Source organism: Candidatus Roseilinea sp. NK_OTU-006 (assembly GCF_012931985.1).
Taxonomy (GTDB): Bacteria; Chloroflexota; Anaerolineae; order J036; family Brachytrichaceae; genus JAAFGM01.
In genome coordinates this window covers 1-20,138 of sequence record NZ_JAAFGM010000015.1, presented here as the reverse complement: position 1 = coordinate 20,138, position 20,138 = coordinate 1, and the positions used below count along the sequence as shown (strand labels likewise).

Below are 20,138 nucleotides of genomic sequence, written 5' to 3'. Positions count from 1 at the left end.
TCTATACTTCACGCGCGATGGAACTCGACCACGTCGTCATCTTGGTTGAAGACCTGGATGCCGCTCAGCGGCAATGGCGCGACGCCGGCTTCAACGTCGCTCCCGGCGGCGTGCATGCCGACGGCCTCACTCACAACGCCCTGATCTGCTTCGCCGACGGCAGCTACATCGAGCTGCTCGCCTTTCGCACCCAGGCCGGCACGGCGCATCGCTGGGAGCGCTTCCGCGCCTTCCCCGGGCCCATTGATTACGCCATCATGCTGCACGATCTGCCGGCATTTGTGCAGCAGGTCAACGGTCGTGGCCTCGGCTACACGCCGGCCATCGAGGGCGGGCGACGGCGCCCCGATGGCGTCACGATCCGCTGGCGAACGAGTTGGCCGCCACAAGGCGCCGAGGGTCTGCCATTCCTGATCGAGGACTTGACGCCGCGCGAGTTGCGCGTCCCTGCCGGCGAGCATCGCAACCATCCCAACGGCGCGCAGCGGATCGCTGAATTGATCGTCGCCGTCAACGATCCTGACCGCGCCACGCACGACTTGGCGGCGCTACTCAGCAGCGCAGTCATGAGCACTGATGGGCCGCATGCCTTCGCTCTGGGCAGCGCCATGCTGTACATTTGCCGGCTGTCGGAATATCCGGCGCTCGCTCGGCGCGGGCCAGGGCCGGCCTCGCTTACCGTTGCCCTTGCCGGCAGCGGCCTGTGGCAGTATCCAAACGTAAAAGGCTAGCGCGATGGTCGAAATCATCTTCCTTGGCGTGGGGGCAGCGATCCCCATGCGCAACAGCGCCAACACCGCCTATCTCATCCGCATTGGCAACGAACGTATCCTGATTGACTGCGGGCCGGCTATCCTGCAACAACTCGACGCGGTGGGCGTCTCGCCGGCAGAAATCACGCACATCTTCTTCACCCATCGCCACGGCGATCATGTGCTCGGCTATCCCATGCTGATGCTGTGGTATGAAATCAGCGCGGATGCGCGGCAACAAGCGCCCACGCTCATTGCCAGTGCGCAGACCTTCGACGCCCTTGACACATTAATGCGCGTGAGCTATGGGCCGATGGAGGGCGTGGCCGAGAGCGCGCCGCGCATCATAGCCCCGCAGGAACGCATCGGCCAGACGCAGATTCATCCCAACATCATGCTGACCACCGTGCCGATGACGCATTCGGACTTCGCGCCTTCGCTTGGCCTGCGCATCGAAACGCGCCATCATTTCGGAGACCATGTTATCGCCCTCACCGGCGACACTGGCCCCAACGATCACATTGCGTTATTGGCCCGCGAAGCCGAGCTGCTCGTCCACGAAGCGACCTACAGCGCAACGCTCAATCCGGAGTATGCCGCCGGTGCCTACGGCCACAGCACCGCGCAAATCGCCGGGCGCAACGCCAAAGCCGCCGGGGCCAAGCGCCTAGCGCTCGTGCACATTGACGCGATGTACGAAGGCCAAGAACGCGCGCTCGTCGAGGAAGCGCAGCGCGAGTTCGACGGCCACGTGTTCGCGCCGGTCGCCGGCCTTAGCATCGTCCTCGGCGGCGCTTGACATGCGAGCTGTAACTTGCAACCTGCCACTTATCACTGGTATCCTGAAACTCGTAACTTGTAACTGGTCGCTAGACCGATCCGGAGACTTCATATGACCGTTCTGTTTCCCACTTTCGAAGAGATGCTTCATCCTCAGCGCGTGGACCCCACCATCCGTCAGCGCGCGGAGCGCGCGCGCACCGAAGCGCCGCTTGATTCCATCAACCTCTTCAACATCCACTGGCGCAAGCCGGATGCGGGTGCGCACAATGGCGTGCCCCCGGTCAACTATCTGGTCATGCCCCGTGCGCTGACCGGGGTGGATGCGGAGATCGTGGTGTTGATCGCCAAGGACTTCCCTACGGGGAGCCACAAAGTGGGGCCGGCCTATTCTGTGCTCATCGAGAAGTACATCAGCGGCGAGATCGAGCCGAATAGGCATACGCTGGTATTCCCCAGCACCGGCAACTTTGGCATCGGCGGGGCATGGGTTGGCCCGCGCGCTGGCTTTAAGAGCATGGTGATCCTGCCAGAGGGCATGAGCCGCGAGCGGTTTGAAAAGATCGAGGGCTATGGTGCGAGCTATATCAAGACCCATGGCAGCGAGAGCAACGTCAAAGAAATCTACGATGAATGTAAGCGGCTGATGCGCGAGCATCCCGATACCGTGCGCATCCTGAACCAGTTCAGCGAGATGGGCAACTACCGCTTTCATTACTACGTCACCGGCAATACCATCGTGGAGCTGGCGGCGGAGTTGAACGCTCGTTTAGGCGCACGCGGCATTGCGGCGTTTTGTTCGGCCATGGGCAGCGCGGGCACCATCGCCGCGGGCGATCGCCTGAAGCAGGTCTTTCCATCGTGTCGCGTCGTTGGCCTGGAGCCAGTGCAATGTCCGACGCTCTACAACAACGGCTACGGCAGCCACGAGATCCAAGGCATCGGCGATAAACACGTCACCTGGATTCACCACGTCACCAACATGGACGCGCTGGCGTGCATTGACGACATAGAATGCCTACGCGTTTTGCAGGTGTTCACCCATCCGGTGGGCTGTGAAGCGCTTGTGCAGCGCTTCGGCATAGACGCCACAACGGCGCATCACGTCAGCACGGTGTTCGGCATCAGCGGGGTGTGTAACCTGATCGGCGCGATCAAGGCAGCCAAGCATTTTGGCCTGGGCAAGCATGATGTCCTCGTCACCGTGGCCACCGATGGCCCTGATCGCTACCGCTCTGTGATGGAGGCTTGGAATGCACGCTTCCCTCTCAGCCCAGCAGCCGCCGAAGCCTGCATTGCCGAAGTGCTGCATCGGCAGAAGACGGATTGGATCAAGGACGGCACCCCCGATCACCGGCGGCAATGGCACAACTTGAAGTACTACACCTGGGTAGAACAGCAGGGCAAGACCGTCGAGGAACTCAACGCCCAGCTTGATCCTGAGTGGTGGTTAGCCGAGCAGGCAAAAGTCGCTGATCTCGATCGCAAGATCGTTGCCCTGCGCGGCTGAGCGCCAGGATGATCGAATTTCGCTGCGTGTGCCCCCGAAGTTTGTCTAAAACGCGCTTCGCCGTACAATTTCACCCGACGATGAGCGCGGCGCTGCTGGGCGGGTGGCGGTGAGCGCTTGGTCCGTGTTCAACCGCGGTGCGTGGCGGGCTGAGGCGAACGCTCGTGTGTAGGCGTGCAGCATCGCGCTCCGACCGCATAGCGCGTGAGGCGACGTGGAGAAAAACGTGATCGCTTCTGATGCTCGTGTCCTGGTTTGCCTGATCAATAATCCGCGTGACTTGGAGATTGCGCGGTGGGATCATTGGTATCGCATCCCGGTCAAACATGCCCCGAGCGACTACTTGGCTGACTACCTGGCGTTTTACCTCACCGAGGCGTTTGGCGACGAAAAGTGGGCGATTCATGAATACGCCAAAGTGCGCGGCCATGAGCTGGTGCGGCGGGTGGACCTGTTCCCTGATGAGGCTGATCATCCGCGGGCCAACGAGCCGTACTACAAGATGCAACTCGGCCCGTTGCAGCGCCTGCCGCGCCCCATCCCCTCGTTGCGTTGGCGGCGCATCACCTTCATCCAGACCACCGGCGATCGTTTGATGCATGCGCTGGAGATCGGCGATCTCACCGCGCGCAGTGATCGCTTCGTCAAGCTCTTGGAAACGCAGGAGGATCTCGACTGAGGTGAGTTGCAGTTGAGCAAGCCGCTCACATACTTCAAGCGACACTATCCCTCAACACCCTCGCACAGGAGCAATATGTTCATCACCCACGGAACGGTGATCACGATGACCGAGCCGAACGTCGTGATCGAAGACGGCGCGTTGCTGATCCAAGATGGGCGAATCGCCGATCTGGGGCCTACGGATGCGTTGCGCGCACGCCACGGCCAACAGTTGCGCGACGTGCCCAATCTGGATGCGATGGGCAGGCTCGTCTTGCCGGCCAACATTTGCGCGCACACGCACTTTTACGGGGCCTTCGCGCGCGGCATGGCCATCCCCGGGGATCCGCCGTGCAACTTCATGGAGGTGCTGCAAAAGCTGTGGTGGAAACTCGATCGCGCCCTCGACTTGGAGGGCGTGAAATATTCGGCGCTGGTGTGTTTGGTGGACGCGATCAAGCACGGCACCACCACGCTCATAGACCACCACGCCAGCCCGAACGCCATCGAGGGCGCCTTGGATGTCATCGCCGACGCTGTGGTTCAGGCTGGGGGGCGCGCAGCGTTGTGTTACGAGGTGACCGATCGCAATGGCCGCGATGGAGCCCAACGCGGCATCGCGGAGAACGTGCGCTTTGCAACCCGCCTGGCGCATACGCCATCCGCTCAGCTCGCTGCGGCGATGGGCATTCACGCCTCGTTCACGGTGAGCGATGAAACGCTGGATGCGTGCGTCACCCAGGCAGCACAGCTCGGCATCCCCATCCACATCCACGTCGCCGAGGACGTTGTGGACGAGGACGATAGCTACCGCAGCTATCGCGTCTCGGTGGTCGAGCGCTTGGCGTTGCATCGCGCGCTGACCGAGAATACCCTTTGCGCGCATTGCATTCACATTAACGAGCGCGAGATGGACTTGCTGGCCCACGCGCAGGCCAAAGTCATGCACCAACCGCGCAGCAACATGAACAATGGCGTGGGCGTTGCGCCGGTGGCGGCAATGTTGGAACGCGGCATGTGCGTCGGCCTGGGCAACGATGGGTTCTCCAACGATGCCTTTGCCGAGATGAAGGTGTGCGATCTGCTGCACAAGGTGCATGCGCGCGATCCGCGCGCCATGGGGGCTGATCGGGTGGTGCGCATGGCCTATCAGAACAATGCCCGCATCGCGCAGTGCTTCTGGCCAGATGTGCGCGGCGTGCTCGAAGTGGGAGCGCCGGCGGATGTGGTCGTGGTGGACTATCGGCCGTTCACCGCGCTCACCGCTGATAACGCTCCTTGGCATTTGCTCTTCGGCGTCCATGGCGGCATGGTGACCCACACCCTCTGCCATGGGCGATTGTTGATGGCCGACCGCGAATTGCTCACCCTCGACGAAGCAGCCATCACCGCAAAAGCGCGTGAGGCGTCCGATCGGGCATGGCGCCGCGTGGCCGAACTGTGACGTGACCGCTGTCACGCGGGTTTTGACGACGCTTGCAAGGCGACTTGCAGCAGTCCCTCGGCTACAGCGTCGAAGTCGTAGTCGGGGTTGGCGTCGCGCAGGGCTTGGCGCATTTCGATAGGGATGGCCTCGATGCCGCGCCAGGCCCCGCACACGGCGCACGCCATAGCGCCGATGGTGTCTGCATCGCCGGAGAGTTCAGCCGCCAACATCGCGGCACGCATCGGGTCGCCGTCGGCCAGGGCGACAACGCCCATCGCTGCCGGCGTGGCCTCGCTGGCCGGCAGGCCCGTGCCGATGAGATCGTAGATCGCCTGAAGTCGGCTCCTGTCGTCGCCGATCTCATCGCGCGCCAGGCTGATGGCCAGCTCGATCCGTCGTGCCACCGATGCGCCGAGGGCAGGTGCGCCGAGCTTCTCGCCAATCTGCGCCGCGGTGATGCTGGCGGCCAAGATGTCGCGCAGCTCCGCATCGGGGCGGAGGGCGCAGGCCACTGCTCCGGCGACGGCCGCCGCAGCAGCACATGCGACGTGCGTGTTGTGGGTGGGGAGGGCGGTGAGGGCGGCGTCGCGGGCGGCAGCCTCTACGTCTCCGGGATGGATCAGCCCGACCACCGAAGCGCGCATCGCGGCGCCGTTCGTATCGCCGCCCAAACCAGAGTGACGGAGATCAATCCCGGCCCGGATCTTGGCGATGCCCCGGCGTGTGCTCGGCCCGACGAACGGGCACGCATCGCCGCCGATGGCATCGTACCAGCTCAGGAGCGCGCGCGCGGTGCCCTCAAGCGTCACGCCGCCGGCGCGGATGATCTCGCGTGCCAGCCAGATGGCTTGCTCGGTGTCATCGGTGATGCGGCCGGCGGGCAAGCCGCCGTGCACGGGGTGATCGTCGGGTGCGGGGATGAAATGGGCGATCTGGCCGAAGCGCGCGCGGGTTTGTGCGGGGGAAAGCAACGCGGGCATGCCGAATGCATCGCCCAACGCTTGGCCATACAGGCCGCCGTAGATCTTCGAGCGGAGCGAGGAAGTTGAGCGTGCTTGCATTGTGCTGTAGGGGAAGGTGCAGTTAGGGGGTAGGCGCTTGGCGGAACCTCCGCTGGTGTGCGATGGCGCGTTGGCGCTGGACAAGCGCATATACCACCAGTGCGATGAGCGTAGCGATGTAGGGGATCATCTGCACGAGTTGATTGGGCACGCGCAAGTTGCCGAGTTGTACGGAGAGTGCCTCGGCCAAGCCGAACACCAATGCGGCGATCATGGTCCCCAGCGGTGTTTTGCCGCCCAGGAAGATGGCTGCAAGTGCGATGAAACCACGACCGGCGGTCATGTCGCGGGCGAAGAACTTGACGTAGCCCATGCTGAGATACACGCCGCCCAACGCGGCCAGCGCGCCGCTCAGCGCCAGCGCCAAATACTGCTGACTGCGCACGTTGATGCCGACCGAGCGCGCGGCGTCCGGGTTTTCGCCCACCGCGCGCAGATGAATACCGGCGCGCATGCGGTAAAGAAATATCGCAACCCCGGCGACGGCGATGAAGGCGATATAGGTCAGCAAGTTCTGGCCGCTCAGGATCGGCCCGAGCAGCGGGATGTCTTTGATGATGGGGATTTCGATAAATGGCATTTGTCGGCTCACCAGGGCGCTGGTGCTGCCCTTGTCGCCGGTGAGCAGAAATACCACGAAGATGGTCCCCCCCGAAGCCAGGATGTTGATGGCGATCGCCGAGAGGATGATGTCCGCTTTAAGGTCGAGGTGAAAGAAAGCCAGCACTAGGGCAGTGATGATCCCGGCAGCTAATCCGGCCAGCAACCCCAGCCACTCGCTTTGCGTTGCGATGCTAACCAGCACGCCGGCGCAGGCCGAGATGAGCATGATGCCCTCCAGGGCAATGTTGGCTACGCCGCCGAGTTCGGCGATCAATCCGCCCAGCGCCGGCAGCAAGATCGGCGTGGTCACCCGTAACACTGCGGCGACGAAGGTCGCGCTGAAGATCGCTTGAAGTGCTTGTTCCATGGGATGCAGACAGGAAAATACGTCGCATGGCGCCTCATGTGCTGCGCATGAGGCGGTGGCGCGATTTGGCGTAGTTCACCAGCACCTGGGCGGTGAGCAGCAAGATGATGACGGCCTGGATCACCTGCACGATCTCTGCGCCAACAGCCGCTTCTTGTTCCATGATGTCCCCACCCACCCGCAGGTAAGAGTAGAACAGGCCGGTGATGGGGATAAGCAGCGGATTGTTGCGTGCCAAGAGGGCCACCACGATGCCCTCAAACCCCAGTCCGGCAGCGATGGCTGGGATGAGGCGCTGATGCACGCCGAGGACCAGGTGCACGCCGGCCACCGCAGCGATTGCTCCGCCGATGGCAAACGAGAGCGCGATGGTGCGCTGGGTGTTGATGCCGCCGTAGCGGGCGAACTTCTCGTTCGCGCCGATGATGCGAATCTCGTAGCCGAGCGGGGTGCGGCTCAAGAGCACCCATACGGCCAGCACGAGCACGGCGACCATCACTACGGCCAGGTTGGCGCGGCCCAGGTTGATGCCGAAGATGGCGCTCAGCCGCAGCAACATGCTGTTCGGCTGGATCAGCTCCGAACGCAAGGACTGGGCGCCTGGCGGCGTGAACACGTTGGTCAACAGAAAGTCATAGAGCAACACGATCACCGCGTTGAGCATGAGCGTGGAGACGATCTCGTTGGCGTTCAGGTAGGCCTTTATTAAGCCGGGCAGTAGGCCGGTGACAAAGCCGGCCAGCATTGCCGCCACCAGCGGCAGCAGGATGGCGAGGACTGGCGGCAAGGGGAGATAGATGGCGATGACGGCAGCGATCATGGCCGCGATGAACATCTGTCCTTGTGCGCCCAGGCTGAATTGGCGGGCCCGGAAGGGGATCGCGACCGATAGCCCCAGGATGATGAGCGTGGTGGCATCTTCGATCCACCGGCCGGCGCGATGGCTGCGGCTCAACGGGCCACTGAGCAACGAGGAGTAAGCGAGGATCGGATCTTTGCCGACGATCAACATCACCAGAAACCCGACCAGCAGCGCCAGGGCGATGGTGCTGAGCGTGACGACGAGATCAACGATGGCGCTGCGGCGGCGTTCCTGCTGCACCCGGGCGCGTTCTGCAGCGCGATCGAAGGATGAAGCGGATGAGGGAAGGGTGACTTGCATGTTACCAGTGACTCTCGATCTCGGATTGTGACATGGTTTTGGTGCCGAGCATATACAACCCCACCTCTTCCTCGGTTAATCCCTCGGTGCTGGGGAAGAGGGCGACGATGCGGCCGGCGTGCATGACCGCCAGTCTATCGGAGAGCGACATCACCTCGCTGAGGTCGGCGGAGACCAACAAGATGGCCACGCCGGCGTTGCGCGCGCGCACCAATTGTTCGTGCATGAATTCGGTCGCGCCGATGTCCACGCCGCGCGTGGGCTGAGCGGCGATCAGCAACTTCGGCTGCGAGGACAGCTCGCGCGCCACGACCACCTTTTGCATATTGCCGCCTGACAACGCCCCCACCGGCAAACTGCCGTCCGGTGCGCGAATGGCATACGCTTCGATCAGGGCCTCGCTGTTGCGTGCGATGGCTGCCGGGCGCATCAGGCCGCCGCGCGTAAACGGCTCACGCGTGTAGCGATCTACGATCAGGTTCTCCTGAATGCTTGCGGTCAGGGCGACGCCGTTGGTCAGCCGATCTTCGGGGATGTGCGCGACGCCGGCCTGTCGTACTTGGCGCGGCGTCAGACCGGCGATGGACTTGCCGTTCAGCTCGATGACGCCGCTAAGGGGAGTGCGCAACCCGGCAATCACCTCAACCAGTTCGGTTTGTCCGTTGCCTTCTACCCCGGCGATGCCCAGAATTTCGCCGGCGTAAACGCTGAGCGACACGCCTTTGAGCACTTCGACGCCGGTTTCGGTGGCGTATTCCAGGTTGCGCACTTTCAACACGAGTGGGCCGCGTTGCGCCGGCGTTTTCTCGATGTTGAGGAATACCTCGCGGCCGACCATCATCTTGGCCAGCAAGCGCTCGTTGGCTTCGTGCTTGTCGAGCGTGCCCACCAGGCGCGCGTCGCGCATCACGCTGATGCGATCGCTGATCTCCATCACCTCGTGCAGCTTGTGCGAGATGAAGATCACCGTTTTGCCCACCTGGATGAGCCGTTGGATGGCCGTGAAAAGCTCATGGGTTTCCTGCGGCGTGAGCACGGCGGTCGGCTCGTCAAGGATGAGAACATCGGCGCCGCGATAGAGCGCTTTCAAGATCTCCACCCGTTGGCGCATGCCCACCGGCACAACATCCACCCGCGCTTCAGGATCCACGCTGAGGCCGTATTGTTGCGCCAGTTGCGCCGCGGCGGCAATGGCCGCGCGCCTATCCACAAATGCGCCGCGCGACGGCTCCGTGCCCAACACGATGTTTTCCGCGATGGTGAACGATGGCACGAGCATGAAGTTTTGATGCACCATGCCAATGCCTTGGGTGATGGCCTCGTGCGGGCTGTGGATCGTCGTCGGCTTGCCGCGGAGGAAAATCTGACCGGCAGAAGGGCGCTCCATGCCGTACAGGATTTTCATGAGCGTGGATTTGCCGGCCCCGTTTTCGCCGACCAGCGCATGAATTTCCCCGGCGCGCACGGCGAACGTGACCTCGTGGTTGGCCAGCACGCCGTTGGGATAAATCTTGGTGATGCCTCGCATCTCGACCAGCGGCGCAGCGGCCGAGTCGGTTGCAGATGGGGAGGTGGGGTGAGGCGCGTGCGTGCTCATCAGATTGGCTCGGGTTGTGAAAGGCCTGTTTCCCCGGAAATCACAGCCAGGCGCGAACGAATAGGGCGCGCGACGGAATTTAATTCCCCGCGCGCCCGGTGTCAAGTGTCACGACGCTTGCGCCTGCCGACTTACTTGAACGCGGAATCCACTTTCACTTCGCCCTTGGCCACCTTTTCATAGGCCGCTTTCACTTTGGCCTGGATGTCTTGAGGGACGAATTTCTGGTAGTTCTCGTTGTCAGCGACCCCGACCGCGTCTGCGGCGACGCCGATGCTCTCCGGTGCGCCGTATACCAATTTGCCCTCGGCGTCCAATTTGGCGGCGCGCAGCAGGCCTTGATCTACGTTCTTCAGCATCGAGGTGATGATGGTTGCCTTCTGGGCTGGATCGGCGATGGTTTGATACTGGTCGCTGTCCACGCCAAGCGCGTAGAGCTTCTTCTCCACTGCGGCCTCGAATACGCCGTTGCCGGAGTTGCCGGCCACGCCCCACACGATGGCTGCCCCTTGGTCATACATCGCGCTGGCAATCTCCTTGCCCTTTGCCGGGTTGTTAAAGGGGCTGTCGCCGCCGACATACTGGACCAGCACGTGTTCCTCCGGGTTCAGGCCGGACTCAGCGAATCCTTGCTTGAACCCCACGATGAAGTCGTTGATGACAGGGATGTCCAGGCCGCCGACGATGCCTACCTTGTTCCGTCCTTCGGCGCCGGGCAGCGCGCCGGCTTTGATCAGCTCACCGACTAATACCCCGAGCAGATACGAGCCTTCGTTTTGCCGGAAGAGCACGGTGTAGACGTTCTCGCATTTGTTGCTGCAGCCGCCTTCCTTGCCTTCGTAATCCGGACCGGCATCGAACATCCAGAACTTCTTGTCGGGATGTTGGGGAGCGATGCGGCTGATGTAGCTGCTCATGTCGAACGTGCCGGCAACGAGAATGTCGTAGTCATCGGCAGCCGCAGCGTCTTCGAGGCCGGGCTCCCACTTGTTGCGGTCGTAGCCCAGCTCGATAGTGCGCACCTCATAGCCCAACTCCTTCTTGATCATCTCCATGCCGCGTTGAGCGCTGTCGAAGAATGACTTGTCGCCCAACGTGCCGTTCAGCACAAGCTTGACGCGCTTCTTTGCGCCGGCTGCGGGGGCAGCGCTCGCCGGAGCCTGAGTCGCTGCCGGTCCGGCAGGGGCTGTCGGCGCCGCAGGCGCACACGCGGCCAGTATGAGGCTCGCTGCCAAAGTGAAGCCAAAAATGGCGCTGGTTCTCTTATTCACAGTTTTCTCTCCTTTGGACATATGAGTTTGAGGAACGATGACTCTATGATTTTAGTCGCGCACGTCGCGTTTGCAACTCTGCGAAGGCGACCTCCAACGCATCGCATGCAGCGCGATAGTCCACCGTGAGCAATCGCCCGTCGCGCATCAACCATCGCCCCTCGCACATGACATCCTGCACGGCCAACCCGCTCACAGCATAGACAAGCGTGGTGTAAATATCCTGCGCGCCGCGCGGCGCGAAGCCCGGCGCATCGAGATCGAGGGCGATCAAGTCGGCGCGCTTGCCGGCTTCCAGCGACCCGACTTGCTCTGCCAGGCCGAGCGCATCGGCGGCGCGCGTCGTGACCATCTCGACGAGGGTCTTAGCGGGGATGGGGTTCGGCTCGCCCTCACGATATGCCATCAGCTTGCCCAAAATCTGCATCTCCTTGAACAGGTCGTAAGAATTGTTGGCCGCTACGTTGTCCGTCCCGAGCGCGACGCGGACCCCTTCGGCCAACATGCGCTTGAGTGGAGCCGCCGGTCGTCCGGCGCGCATACACGCCGAGGGCGCGATGACCGCTGCGAACGGCGCCGCTGCCAACGTCGCCAGGTCTTCTTCAGGGATTGTCAGGCAGTGCGCCGCGATCATTCGCCTGTCCAGCGCGCCGATGCGCTTCATCTGCTGCACGGCCGTCACACCGTAGTGTTGCAAACAGTACGCGTCTTCTTCGCCCGATGTCGAAAGGTGGATGTGCAAGCCGGCGCTGTAGGCGTCGGCCAGCGCAAGCTCCGCCTGAATCGTCGGCAGTGGGTTGTCTACAAACAGCGCATGCGGGCCAACCCAGCCGGTCAGGCGCGCATCGTGGCGCAGTGACTCCAGGAACGCCTCGGCCGCGCGAAGCGCCCAATCGTGCGCGCGCTCATCGCCCACCTCGACGATGCCGTAGGCTAGCGCCGCGCGCATGCCGCTGGCGCGCACCACCGGCGCGATGCGGTCCATGAAGAAGTACTGATCGGCAAAGCACGTGGTGCCGGTGCGGATCATCTCGGCGCACGAGACCGCAACCGCCGGCGGGATCATGTCCGGCGTCATGGACAGTTCCCACAGTCGTATGCCGTGGAACCATCCTTCCAATGTAAGCAACGAGAAACCCTCGGCCAGGCCGCGAAAGAGCGTCATCGGCGTGTGGGTATGGGCATTGATGAGGCCGGGCATGAGCAGACGACGGCTGAGGGGAACCCGCTCGGCAACCGCTCCCTCGAATGCTCCGCGTGGCGCGATGGCGATGATGCGGTTGTCTTCCACCAACACGCCGGCGTCGTGATGGATGCGCCCCTGATCGTCCATCGTCAGGACCATGTCGGCGAGGAGAAGCGTTCTCATTGGGTCCAAGCGCGTTCGATCATCTGCCAGGCGACATCGGCATGTACTTGCACAACGACCTGGGCGTTCGGCTGGGGATGGCGGTAATCGAGAGAAGATAAGGCGCGGCCGACCGAATGGCCGATGTCCACCTTGACCCGCGCCTGCACCGCGCGTGCGATCACACCCTCATCAAGCGCAACGGCCACCGCCAACGGATCGGGAAGGGGTACGCCGGTAAATCCAAATTGGTCCCGCCAATCGTAAACGATGCGCGTCATAGCGGCGAAGAATCGCGCCCGCGGGGTGGCGCCGGCGCGGATGCGCTCGAAGAGCTCAAACGGCATCATCTGGTCGAGCGAAACCTCCCATGGCACCATGATCACGTTCGAGAACCGCTCAAAGACAACGTGCGCCGACTCCGGATCAACCGCAAAGTTGAATTCGGCGGCCGAAGTCTGATTGCCGCGCGCTTGCCAGGCGCCTCCCATGACGATCAGCCGAGCGATGTGATGCGGCAGTTCAGGGTCTAGGTTGCACGCCAAGGCCACGTTGGTGAGCGGCCCGAGCGCGATCAGGCCCAAGGCGCCGCGGTGCTGACGCGCTAGACGACTGATGGCGAGGGCAGCATGTTCCCTTTCGGGGCGGCGCGTCGTCTTGGATAAACCGGCCCCGCCCAGGCCATCTGGGCCGTGAAAATCCTCGGCGTGAACGCGCGGTTCGATCATCGGCCGATCGCAGCCCGAGTAGATCGGCGTTGGTGCTTCCAGCACATCCAGCACGGCGCCTACGTTCACGTTCACCTGGGCGACGTGCACGTTGCCGGAGACGGTCGTGACGGCCAGGAGGATGTGGGTGGGCGCTAGTCCTGGCGCGAACGGCAACCCTAGCCCAATGGCATCGTCTATGCCGGCGTCGGTGTCAATGATCCAGCGCATAGTTAGGCTATGGTAACTGCAACTGCGGAAAAGTTACGGACGAACAGCACAACGCTGTTCGTCCGTAACAGAGGGCGGCTTTGCCGCAGGAGGTTAGGATGCAAAGCGAATGGACCTGAGGGGACTTGAACCCCTGACCTCCTCAGTGCGATTGAGGCGCGCTCCCAGCTACGCCACAGGCCCGAACAGGTTAAGAGGCGACTGCGCCCGCTCGCCCCTATGCGCTCCAAAGCGGGAGACGGGACTTGAACCCGCGACCTATTCCTTGGCAAGGAATCGCTCTACCAACTAAGCTACTCCCGCACTTTGTGCAATGCGATTATAGCACACTTGCCGGTCAATGCCGACGGTCAGGATCGAACTGACGACCCCACGATTTTCAGTCGTGTGCTCTACCAACTGAGCTACATCGGCGCAATGGCCTGTTAATCCTAATCGAAGTTGCCAATCTGTCAACCCGCCCATCATCCGCTCATCCGCTCCACACGATGATTCGTTGCCGGCGCCGCTGCCTGTCGCCGATCCAGCTCATATCGTGGACACGCCGACGAACGTTGTGTTGGCGCTTGCCCAACTTCGGGAGAGGGAAGGATCACGTTACCTCATGGCGTGGTGCGTCGTATGATTGGCAGGAAGTGGCGCATCGTCCTCGGCTCGATCCAAACGTCGCGCTGGTCGTGCCAGGCGTCGTGCGGGCCGAAGCTCACCGCGTGATAGTATGCCCCAGGCCATACCGCAAATGCCGGCAGTGTCATGACGTAGGTCAGGGTGATGCTTTGCCCTGAGTTGAGGGCGCCTTGCCAACGCACCCAGCGCGATGCGGAGATCACGGCGCCGGATGATGCGCTAACGGTAGGCGTAAGCAAGCGAAGTGGATAAGGAACGATGGCCAACGCGACGGCGGCAGGCGCTGAATCGTAACCTAAGTTTGTCATCCACAGCGTCGCTGTGATCGGCTCGCCCCAGCGCGATGGTGTGGGCGTGAGCGCGAGCGTCGCGGTCAGCGTCGGCGCATCTATCTGTATCTCAGCTTGCTGCGAGAAGCGCATGCCGATGTCCTCGAGCGAGAAGAAAGCCGTCGCTGAGAGGGAGCTGCCGGGTGAAAGGGCGCTGTTCGGGCTGATGACGAAGGTCCAGCTTATCGCTTGGCCGGCCGTGATCACGCCCTGCCAATCGCCGGCGTAATGGCCGGCGGGGTGGCTGAGTTCAGAGGTCAGCACGTCGGCCGAGGGGGACACCTGCGCCGAGATTGCCAGGCGCGTCGTCAGCGGCCCATGCGCCGAGAGATCCGGGCGCAGCCACAGAGTGAAGGTTGCGGGTTGGCCTGCGCCGACAACGGCCGCGTGCGGCACCAGGCTGGATTCGCCTAGCCATGAGAGCCACCCCACAACGCGGTTCATCAGGTCGGCGCGGGCTGTAGCGGTGAGGGCCTCGAATGCAAACGGCATGAGCACAGCCCGCCAATCGGCCGGCGCCAGATCGCCTGTGGCCCGTGGCGCGGTGGGCAGTGTTGCCGGGCCGCTGTTGGCCAAGCCAAACGGTTGGTGTTGTTCGCCGCGCAACACAACGCGCGCGCCGCGCGCTGGTTGGATGGCGGTGCTCAAGTTCCAGTTGTAGGGGAAGCGACCGCCTGGCCCGGTGAGCAGGGTGTTGTCGGGGAAGCGGCGTCCGATCACGTGTCCCGGCGCGCCCACCACGCTGCTGGTGGCGTCGGTATCGTCAATGGCGCCGACGCCAAAGTAACGCGCGATTAAGGGGTGCGTTGAGGCGACGTAGTACAACGCCGCCTGCGAAGTGAGGAACAAGCGCCCACCGCTCGCCAGATATGCGGCCAAGCGCGTCGCTTCGCCATCGCTCAGCGGATCGAACCAATCGTAGGCGTTGAACCAGATCACCAGGGGATACAGGCGCAGCGTCTCGGTGGGAGGGGCGTATTGTGCATCGCCGCCGCGGGTGCTCCAGCGATCTGCCGCGTTGCCGTGAGCGGCTAAGGCGTGCACGTAGTCGGCCTCGCGGTCAAAGAAGCGGTCATCGTCCACCAACAGGATGCCTGCCGGTGTTTTGCTGCGTAGCGTGAGCGTGGCGCTGACGTGAGGGGAGGTCACCGCAGTTGCCGTCAGGGTGACCACGTTGTGCGTGTTCCACGGCGCTGTGGGCGGCGCGGTGACCTGCAACGGCACGCTGACCGCCTGACATGGGCCGAGCACAAGGGTGGGGGAGAGCACGTGCACCGACCAGTCGCTGCTGGTTGCTGTGAGGGCAAATGCTTGCGGGACGCCCTGCTCGCCGATGTGTCGCACGCGTATGGTGTAAGTGAGCGATTGGCCTGGGGCGACCACCGGCACCTCTAGGTTGGGGTGGGGGGATTCGGCCAGCGCTACGCCCTCACTCGGCCGCGGGGCGATGAAGGCGGCCAAAGTTTGGCTGAGCACCGCAGCGCGGCTCGTGGCAGTATCAATGCCCTCGATGCCAAAGCTGAGCAGCGCAGCCTGATAGTCCAGGCAAGGGCGGGAAAGCACACCCGCCCAGGCATTGTCGCGGACGTCGCCATCGTAGCGGGCAATGGGTATGCTCACGTCAGCGTTGCGCATCGTGAGCACGTCGGGTGTATCCTGGTTATTCGCGCCATCGCCGCCGGTGATGCTGAACGCCCGTCCGGCCAACAGGCTATTGGGGGGGCCCACGACCCGTCGCGAAGGGGCCTCGTCGCTGAGCAGCGCAGCGTTCAGGCGGGCAAAGTAGGGATGGGGCGCGTAGTAACCGTCGTAGAACGCTACGTCTTGCCCGCTGAGCAGGAGGCTGCCGCCGCTCGCCAAGTAGCGCGAGATCGCCTCGCCCGCTCCCACCATCCCAGGCGCATCCCACGGCGCAGACCACACCACGGCGTCGTAGCGCAGCAACTCGGTGAGGGTGGGTGTGTCTTGTGGGACGCGCTTGATGCGTCGCTCGTCGTAGGCCAGGCGCAGGTCATCGAACGCCCGCCGATAAAAGTGCGCTGCGCTGGCGTAGTACCATGCGCCGCTGTCCACCAGCAGCACGCGCTGGGTGGGGGTGAGGGTGATCGGGGCGTCGGTGATGACGCCGTCGCTGACCGTCACCACTTGGGTGTGCACCCAGTAGCCGGTCAAGCGTGCTTCAAGGGTGTATGTGCCGCTCGGCAAATGGAGCACGTAATAGCCTGGCCCGCTATCGGCGCGCGATAGGACTGGGGTGCCGAGCGCGCGCACGAGCGTCTGGGTGAGCAGGTGGCCGGTGGATAGGTCGCTTACTGTTCCCCTCACGATGCCAGAGGGCAGCGGTGCGAGGGAGAAATTGACGTGAACGCCCTGGCCGATGGCGACGATCTTGGGAGGCGAGGTGGAGGGCGCGAAGCCGAACGCTTGCGCCGTGAGGGTGTAAATTCCCGGCGGCGCAGGAATGGCATAGCGGCCTAAGGCGTCCGTGGTTGCGCTGGGGCTGTGGATGCCGTCGTACGCCTGAACCTGCGCGCCGCTGATGGGTTGGCCGGCATGAAGCACGTAACCGGTGATCACGCCGTGGGGTAAGACGCTGAGCACGGCGCGATAAGCGTCAACGCGCCCCCAACCGCTCACGTTATTCGGCACGGTGGTGGAGAGCGGGACCGCCGTGTTCGTGAGGGCGAAGAGCGTGGCGGTGATGTCAAGCGTGGGGCTGACGCTGAGCAAGAGCGCAGCGACGCCGGCCAGGTGCGGCGCGGCCATGGAGGTGCCGCTGGCGCTGGCGTAGCCGCCGCCGGGGAAGCTGGAGACGATGCCCACCCCTGGGGCAGTCAAGTGGGGGCGCACGCCGTCTAAAGGAGAAGGGCCGCGGCTGGAGAAGCGAGCGACGTCGTCGTCGGGATCGCTCGCACCCACCGCGATGACGCCGGGTAGGCTGGCCGGAGCGCCTACCGTGCCTGCCGCAGGACCGCTGTTGCCGTTCGCAAAAACCACCACAATGCCCGCCGCGCGCAGCGCCTGCACGTCGGCGAGGAATTCTGTGCTGCCGCCGTCGTTGCTCCCCCAGGAGTTGCTCAACACGTGCGGTGCCAGCGCCGGGTTACCGTTGGGCGCTAACATGAATTGAAACGCGGCATGGAGCCAACTGAAGTAGCCGAAGCCTTGGCCATTTAACCCTTTGGCGGCCATCCACCGTGCGCCCGGCGCTACGCCAATGCCCCCCTCGCCGACCAGGGTGCCCATGGTGTGCGTGCCGTGACCGTGCAAGTCCGATGGATAGGCTGCGCCTTCGTCGGTGGCGTCGAACCAATTGTGCAGATGGTCGGTCGCCGACCCGCCGTTCCAGCCGCGGTAGCGCGACTTAAGGGCAGGGTGATGCCAATCCACGCCGGTGTCAATGTTGGCTACCACCACGTTACTGCCCGTCACGCCAAGCTCACGCCACACGCGGTCTGCGCCGATGCGGACGATGCCCCACGTAGCCTCGCCAGGGGCGGGAGGATCGGCGTAAACGCGCGCGCCAAGGGTGGCGCTGAGCGGAGTGCGGAACGGCGGCAGCGCAGCCGAACGGAGCGGGCCGGGGAACGGCGTGGCGTCGTCGGCAATCCACTTTTGCCAGCGATCGAGCGTCACCATGAGCACGTCGTCGCGAGCCGCCAGGGCGCGCACAACGTCGGGGGTGGCGCTGAGCGCAATTGCGTTCACGATCCACAGCGGTCGCACCGCGCGTGTGCGCGCCGCGATAGCCGGCTGGGCGAGGAACTCAAGCACGTCGCGTTGGCTGCGTTGTGCAGCGTCCTGCAAGGCCGCGACCAGCGTTGCACGCTGTGCGCGGCGCGCATCCATAGGCCGGCCCAACTGCGCTTGGATGGCGCGTTGATGGGCCGTGGGATCGAGACGAACGATCACGCGCACATCGGCATTGGCCGGCAGCACGTTCAGCGCAGCAGCCAGCGCTTTATCCAGGCGCAATGGGCGCGTCGGTTGAAGCGCGTGATCGGCGCGCGCCGGCGTGCTGCTGATGCTGAGGCTCAGCGTGAGCGTGAGCGCAATCGAGAGACGCAACGGAAAGCGCGGCATGTTCGGGCCTATCTGCCGGTATGAATCAATCTTGAGTTTGGATGTGTCTGGCGCTGTCTTGTATGTCGCCAGGCCGAGTGCGCGCCAGCCAACTGCGGTGAGGTTCGGCGATGAGCTTGCGGCGCTGGAGGCGGTTCGGGAATCAGACGGGGGCAAACGCGAGATGCGTCAGGACGTCTGGCCACAGCGTGAGATTGTATGCCGACCAGAGCGCCGAGGCAATCACCTTGCTATCTGTTTCACCCTGCCTTGAACCCTACCGAGCGATGCGGTCGCACATTCTCTGCTTGCGGGCTTGGTGTCGGAGCGCTTCACGCTGACGACGTTCGGATGGGGCTTAGCCTTTTAGTCCGGTGAGTGCGATGCCCTGCACAAAGAATTTCTGGCCAATCCGGCCCCGATGGTCACCGCGGCCAGTTGAGCCGGGGTGGGGTAGGGGTAGGCGGCGAGGGTGCCATGAGCGGCCAGGATGACCACTGCGCCCGCCCACATTGCCCAGCCGGCCCATGACCCGATCAGAATGATGCCGGCTGCGCATGCCACCCTAATGCCGATCATCGCAGCGCCGATGGCGTGAATCAAGCTGAAAGAGAGCGCAACTCCCCATGCGCCCCAACCCACGATCATCAGCGCCAACCGAGGGCGATGGTGCGATTGCCACAGGCCGATGATGGCCGCCGCTATTGCGAGTTCGTAAGGGACAATGTGCATCAAACTGTTGACTCGCGTATCGGCCAAAAGCGACAAGAGCAGTCCCGCAATGCCCAGCGCCGCCAGCGGCCACTGCACAGCATGGGCCATGACTTCTGAGCGCAAGGCCAAGACCTCCTCCCTGAAAAGTTGATCGCTTTGGTGCACAGCCGCAGGTCTGGCAGGGGTTGGGTCATCAGGCGTCATGGGGAAAGCATATAACGTTTCTGCCGCCTCTTCGGCGAAAGTGGATTGGCCTTTCGTGGTGATTTCACCAACATTTCGCCGTATGGCGACGCGGCGTTTGATGATTGCCATGCCGCTGACCGCACCGGGGGCCTGTTCTTGGCGGCGGGGGGGTTGTGATGGCGCGCTCTGTCTCACGCTGTGACCGCCGTCGTCGGCGAAGTGGAGGCATCGCGCGGATATTCATCGGCGCGGCGCGCTGTGCTGCGCTTCACCACGCGCAGCGGGCAAGCGGTCGAGCAACGCACGCCGACATCCGATTGGACATGCACAAGCCCATTACGGGTTGCAACACGCGCCGCGCGTTGTTTGTGTTCGTTGCATGCGCGCGCGGCTTATTCTTCTGCGAGAATTGCCTCGTACTCTGACCGCCGCAGAACGGTATCGTACAAACCTATATCCTGCCCTGAATGACGGTCAACGCCCATATAAACCAGGCTGGGGTCCTCGTAGCGCTTGAACTTGTACACCGCATCGTTCATCAGCGCGCTGTTAAAGACGCCGAGGCTGACGAGGAGTTCAAAGTCTTTCACCGTCAGCCCCGTGACGTTCTTGAACAACCCCGGCTCCAACTGCGTGATCACATCGCGCAGCGTTTGTTCCCGATGGTCGGTCAAATACATAAAAATGGGGATGCGCGTCGCCAGCTTGATGAGCTTTTCCTGAATCTGTTTGCGCTTGCTCTTGA

At 63.3% G+C, this 20,138-nt stretch carries 14 protein-coding genes, 3 tRNA genes and 1 pseudogene; 5 read left to right on the top strand and 13 right to left on the bottom strand.

The features are described from left to right. The first annotated feature begins 17 nt into the window (after positions 1 to 17). The 5 genes from GXH28_RS09365 to ssnA all read left to right on the top strand — a co-directional run bounded on the left by GXH28_RS09365 (position 18) and on the right by ssnA (position 5,146). Positions 18 to 731, top strand: a complete 714-nt coding sequence (locus GXH28_RS09365; protein WP_169238762.1) for a VOC family protein — start codon at positions 18 to 20, stop codon at positions 729 to 731. Between the two features lie 4 nt (positions 732 to 735). Continuing rightward, entirely contained in the window at positions 736 to 1,551 is an 816-nt protein-coding gene (locus GXH28_RS09360) for an MBL fold metallo-hydrolase (RefSeq protein ID WP_169238761.1), read from the top strand. A 93-nt stretch (positions 1,552 to 1,644) separates the two neighbouring features. Beyond that, complete coding sequence (locus tag GXH28_RS09355) at positions 1,645 to 3,042, top strand: PLP-dependent cysteine synthase family protein (protein ID WP_169238760.1); 1,398 nt, start codon at positions 1,645 to 1,647, stop codon at positions 3,040 to 3,042. Between the two features lie 280 nt (positions 3,043 to 3,322). Then, on the top strand, positions 3,323 to 3,721 hold the full coding sequence (locus GXH28_RS09350) for a hypothetical protein (protein ID WP_169238759.1): 399 nt from the start codon (positions 3,323 to 3,325) through the stop codon (positions 3,719 to 3,721). A 75-nt stretch (positions 3,722 to 3,796) separates the two neighbouring features. Continuing rightward, the gene (gene ssnA / locus GXH28_RS09345) at positions 3,797 to 5,146 is read left to right on the top strand and encodes a putative aminohydrolase SsnA (RefSeq protein ID WP_169238758.1); all 1,350 of its coding nucleotides are present in this window, start codon (positions 3,797 to 3,799) and stop codon (positions 5,144 to 5,146) included. Between the two features lie 11 nt (positions 5,147 to 5,157). Here ssnA and GXH28_RS09340 read toward each other — a convergent pair whose 3' ends face one another. The 13 genes and pseudogenes from GXH28_RS09340 to GXH28_RS09275 all read right to left on the bottom strand — a co-directional run. Further along, entirely contained in the window at positions 5,158 to 6,189 is a 1,032-nt protein-coding gene (locus GXH28_RS09340; protein ID WP_169238757.1) for an ADP-ribosylglycohydrolase family protein, read from the bottom strand. 22 nt (positions 6,190 to 6,211) lie between these two features. Beyond that, complete coding sequence (locus tag GXH28_RS09335) at positions 6,212 to 7,159, bottom strand: ABC transporter permease (protein WP_169238756.1); 948 nt, start codon at positions 7,157 to 7,159, stop codon at positions 6,212 to 6,214. Positions 7,160 to 7,193: 34 nt separating this feature from the next. Beyond that, positions 7,194 to 8,321 carry an ABC transporter permease gene (locus GXH28_RS09330; RefSeq protein ID WP_169238755.1) on the bottom strand — a complete coding sequence of 376 codons (1,128 nt, stop codon included), beginning with the start codon at positions 8,319 to 8,321 and terminating at the stop codon, positions 7,194 to 7,196. A gap of 1 nt (position 8,322) precedes the next feature. Beyond that, on the bottom strand, positions 8,323 to 9,918 hold the full coding sequence (locus GXH28_RS09325; protein WP_169238754.1) for an ABC transporter ATP-binding protein: 1,596 nt from the start codon (positions 9,916 to 9,918) through the stop codon (positions 8,323 to 8,325). 131 nt (positions 9,919 to 10,049) lie between these two features. After that, positions 10,050 to 11,189, bottom strand: coding sequence for a BMP family ABC transporter substrate-binding protein (locus tag GXH28_RS09320; protein ID WP_169238753.1), 1,140 nt, complete (start codon positions 11,187 to 11,189; stop codon positions 10,050 to 10,052). A 43-nt stretch (positions 11,190 to 11,232) separates the two neighbouring features. Then, complete coding sequence (locus tag GXH28_RS09315; protein ID WP_169238752.1) at positions 11,233 to 12,558, bottom strand: amidohydrolase family protein; 1,326 nt, start codon at positions 12,556 to 12,558, stop codon at positions 11,233 to 11,235. Continuing rightward, a complete protein-coding gene (locus tag GXH28_RS09310; RefSeq protein WP_169238751.1) occupies positions 12,555 to 13,475 on the bottom strand; it encodes a nucleoside hydrolase in 921 nt (306 codons plus the stop codon). Before GXH28_RS09310 ends, GXH28_RS09315 begins: the two co-directional genes overlap by 4 nt. A 110-nt stretch (positions 13,476 to 13,585) precedes the next feature. Continuing rightward, positions 13,586 to 13,658: transfer RNA gene (locus tag GXH28_RS09305), tRNA-Ala, on the bottom strand. Positions 13,659 to 13,705: 47 nt separating this feature from the next. Beyond that, positions 13,706 to 13,778: transfer RNA gene (locus tag GXH28_RS09300), tRNA-Gly, on the bottom strand. 38 nt (positions 13,779 to 13,816) lie between these two features. Further along, positions 13,817 to 13,889: transfer RNA gene (locus tag GXH28_RS09295), tRNA-Phe, on the bottom strand. 188 nt (positions 13,890 to 14,077) lie between these two features. Then, positions 14,078 to 18,514: a S8 family serine peptidase gene (locus GXH28_RS09290; protein ID WP_169238750.1), complete on the bottom strand. Its 4,437-nt coding sequence runs from the start codon at positions 18,512 to 18,514 to the stop codon at positions 14,078 to 14,080. A 345-nt stretch (positions 18,515 to 18,859) separates the two neighbouring features. Next, positions 18,860 to 19,330 (bottom strand): hypothetical protein, encoded by a 471-nt coding sequence (locus tag GXH28_RS09285; protein ID WP_169238749.1) that lies wholly within the window; start codon positions 19,328 to 19,330, stop codon positions 18,860 to 18,862. A gap of 455 nt (positions 19,331 to 19,785) precedes the next feature. Continuing rightward, positions 19,786 to 20,138: pseudogene (locus tag GXH28_RS09275) on the bottom strand (restriction endonuclease); the annotation flags it as partial.

What these genes read in the sequence shown, in the direction of transcription:
- GXH28_RS09310 (WP_169238751.1), bottom strand. Translation starts at nt 13,475, where the DNA reads ATGCGCTGGATCATTGACACCGACGCCGGCATAGACGATGCCATTGGG.
- GXH28_RS09330 (WP_169238755.1), bottom strand. Translation starts at nt 8,321, where the DNA reads ATGCAAGTCACCCTTCCCTCATCCGCTTCATCCTTCGATCGCGCTGCA.
- GXH28_RS09335 (WP_169238756.1), bottom strand. Translation starts at nt 7,159, where the DNA reads ATGGAACAAGCACTTCAAGCGATCTTCAGCGCGACCTTCGTCGCCGCA.
- GXH28_RS09355 (WP_169238760.1), top strand. Translation starts at nt 1,645, where the DNA reads ATGACCGTTCTGTTTCCCACTTTCGAAGAGATGCTTCATCCTCAGCGC.
- GXH28_RS09365 (WP_169238762.1), top strand. Translation starts at nt 18, where the DNA reads ATGGAACTCGACCACGTCGTCATCTTGGTTGAAGACCTGGATGCCGCT.
- ssnA (WP_169238758.1), top strand. Translation starts at nt 3,797, where the DNA reads ATGTTCATCACCCACGGAACGGTGATCACGATGACCGAGCCGAACGTC.
- GXH28_RS09325 (WP_169238754.1), bottom strand. Translation starts at nt 9,918, where the DNA reads ATGAGCACGCACGCGCCTCACCCCACCTCCCCATCTGCAACCGACTCG.
- GXH28_RS09340 (WP_169238757.1), bottom strand. Translation starts at nt 6,189, where the DNA reads ATGCAAGCACGCTCAACTTCCTCGCTCCGCTCGAAGATCTACGGCGGC.
- GXH28_RS09315 (WP_169238752.1), bottom strand. Translation starts at nt 12,558, where the DNA reads ATGAGAACGCTTCTCCTCGCCGACATGGTCCTGACGATGGACGATCAG.
- GXH28_RS09360 (WP_169238761.1), top strand. Translation starts at nt 736, where the DNA reads ATGGTCGAAATCATCTTCCTTGGCGTGGGGGCAGCGATCCCCATGCGC.
- GXH28_RS09290 (WP_169238750.1), bottom strand. Translation starts at nt 18,514, where the DNA reads ATGCCGCGCTTTCCGTTGCGTCTCTCGATTGCGCTCACGCTCACGCTG.